The organism is Pseudomonas sp. (assembly GCF_049590575.1).
In the GTDB taxonomy this organism is placed as follows: Bacteria; Pseudomonadota; Gammaproteobacteria; order Pseudomonadales; family Pseudomonadaceae; genus Aquipseudomonas.
The window spans coordinates 1-2,341 of sequence record NZ_JBAWDE010000298.1 but is presented as its reverse complement, the minus strand read 5'-3'; the positions used below and the strand labels follow the sequence as shown (position 1 = coordinate 2,341).

Below are 2,341 nucleotides of genomic sequence, written 5' to 3'. Positions count from 1 at the left end.
CGACTCTCTAATGTCAATTTACCAAGTCCATAAAAGACCTGTTAGTGAGAAAGCCCGAGAACATGCAGAGAAGTTCGGAGTGTCTGGTTCTCCGCTTAGCGTCGTAGCGTCGGTTTGAACTCGACGTGCTTCTCCGGACCCTTCCCATGCAGGAAAGGATTCTCGTCGCCTTTCTTTAACACGCAACCAAGCCCATCAATTGTTAGGTTGGACAAAGAGTGGCCTTGGCCCACTCGATGGGGAGCCACGATGAGTTGAAGCGGGACTGATCCACGTTGGCAAGCGCGTCTTCGGACGCGGCACCGATGAGGGAGTCGGCTTTATCTTGGAGAGGATGCGTAGGGAGAAGTTCCTCCGCCAATTTGGTGAGAGACAAGTCCTGTTCAGCAAAAGTGCGAAGGGTATTGAGAATTTTGTGAGCGGCCTTGGCGTAATTTTTTCCCGCCTCGCGGTAGGTTTCCATTCGATGGTGATCGACCTGTCGCCAGAAGGTCTGTTCGGTTCGAAGGTGGGCCGCGAGCATGGTTACTTGGATGGCGCCGTCGAAGCAGTCGAGCAACGGACGGTCCTTGGCTTGCTTCGCCCATTGTTCTCGGGAAAATTTTTCCTTCGCGGCGAAGAGACTTTCGGCCTTTTGCAAAAACAGCAGGCCCTTGGGATCACCTTTGGTGATGAGGCGCTCGCCCAGGGCGTGAACCGTGGGCCAGTCTTTTTCCCGGCGGGTCATCTTAACTCGGGCAAGCGTTTCCTCGTCACTGTACAAGTCCCCGCCGCTATGTTGGAGGATTCTGGGCATGCGACCGAAGACATCCACTTGTGCCTTAGGGCGCCCCTCCCACACGATGTGGGCCGACCAGCCTCCATTAAGCCACCGCGCATCAAGCGGGACGGAGAGAGCGGAACGGTAAACTGCCCGATTGCCCTGCCACTGCCGGGTGAGAACTCGATGTTTGAAGGCGGCGAGACTCGTTGGAGGAATCCAGATATCGCAATCCTTGGTGACTTCGGCGAGACGGTGATGGACGCAGGCTAGGCCGGAGGTAATCTCAGCCGGTGTGCCGGTATTCCGTATTTCGTCAGCGAGTTCCCGGAACCAAGTGAGCAGCGCCCGGAAATCGTCAGTTTCCATATTCGGGGACACCTTCGTCGTCGCGATCATTGAGCGCCATCAGCTCGCAGACTTCCCGCAGGTAATCCTCGTTGGGGAGCGTAGCCAGTTCCGCCATTTCGACGCCACGGGTTTCCTCGATGTGCCGGAGAATCGGCACATCCTGGGGGTTGTCCCAACTGAGGGGAGGAATGACGTCGAATTGAGCCATGTGGTTTCTTAGAGTGAAGCTACCTCTCTCGAGGGTATTCGGCAAGTGTGTTGGGCGGTACTTGGGCTCGTTGGCCTAATTGTCTCTCCGCTCGCTCTGCTTTTTGGCTACTTACGGTATCGCACGAAGACCGGAATTCGCATCCACGGAGCCTTTGGCAGCAGTTCGAGCATCGCGTGCGATGATACTTACGTGAGCTCCGTTCTCCTCGAGAACGAGAAAGACCGCGCAACAACAATTTTCGCGATCTATCTGAGGGTTGGATACAGTTATTACATTGAAATCGAGAACTTCGAGCATGAGCCCCTTATTCTGAAAGCCTTTGAGACATTCTATCGAGAATATGATCCCATCGATTTTTACTCGGTAAACATGAGGCGAATCAAAATGGATGCCTTACTGCACGACAACAAAGTCCCAAAAAAACTTTTTCTCTCAACCTCTCAGGGAAAATATCGAGTCCCGAAGCCATATAAACACTGGGATCCGGTCATTGAGTTTTTCGGCAATCACACCATCGCGGTAATCCATCCGGCGAGATCCACCTACAAGGGAAAAGCATACGGATCAAATGTGGCTTACTTGGTCGATTTAAAATTTCAAGATAACTCCGAACAGGTTGTCCCAATTCATCCCCGCGATTACGAGGTCAGGCGCTTTAAAAATGTTCGGCTTAGTGAACTCCACACGCCAACCATAGCACCAGAAGTGCCAACAAAAAAATAAACGCAAAGAATGGCTTCTCGGCTACGAACACACGACCATTGAAGGGCGTCAAGCCCACCTACATCAAACTGAACAACCAAACGGCTTGCCCACCTCGTACCGCTGTCCCGGTTAACCAGGGATGCTGTTGTCTATGAGCTTTTTCACTCCAACACCCGGATCGTCCTCGGTCATGGCTGCGACCATTCCTGCTATTAATGGTTCAACCAAGCTGACGTGATGCCAACTTTTTTCGGTAAAACAAATCCAGGCGCAGCTTCTTGGTACTCAAGGTCACATTTAAGTGAGTTACTTTC

At 52.6% G+C, this 2,341-nt stretch carries 3 protein-coding genes; 1 reads left to right on the top strand and 2 read right to left on the bottom strand.

What is annotated here, in order from left to right:
• Positions 1 to 202: 202 nt before the first annotated feature.
• Both WBR57_RS20940 and WBR57_RS20935 read right to left on the bottom strand, forming a co-directional pair.
• Positions 203 to 1,129, bottom strand: a complete 927-nt coding sequence (locus WBR57_RS20940; RefSeq protein WP_424086214.1) for a hypothetical protein — start codon at positions 1,127 to 1,129, stop codon at positions 203 to 205.
• Positions 1,119 to 1,319, bottom strand: a complete 201-nt coding sequence (locus tag WBR57_RS20935; protein ID WP_424086212.1) for a hypothetical protein — start codon at positions 1,317 to 1,319, stop codon at positions 1,119 to 1,121. The genes WBR57_RS20940 and WBR57_RS20935 overlap by 11 nt, the downstream gene beginning before the upstream one ends.
• A 192-nt stretch (positions 1,320 to 1,511) precedes the next feature.
• Between WBR57_RS20935 and WBR57_RS20930 the strand changes: the two genes are divergently transcribed.
• Positions 1,512 to 2,045, top strand: a complete 534-nt coding sequence (locus WBR57_RS20930) for a hypothetical protein (protein WP_424086210.1) — start codon at positions 1,512 to 1,514, stop codon at positions 2,043 to 2,045.
• Positions 2,046 to 2,341: the final 296 nt, after the last annotated feature.

What these genes read in the sequence shown, in the direction of transcription:
- WBR57_RS20940 (WP_424086214.1), bottom strand. Translation starts at nt 1,129, where the DNA reads ATGGAAACTGACGATTTCCGGGCGCTGCTCACTTGGTTCCGGGAACTC.
- WBR57_RS20935 (WP_424086212.1), bottom strand. Translation starts at nt 1,319, where the DNA reads ATGGCTCAATTCGACGTCATTCCTCCCCTCAGTTGGGACAACCCCCAG.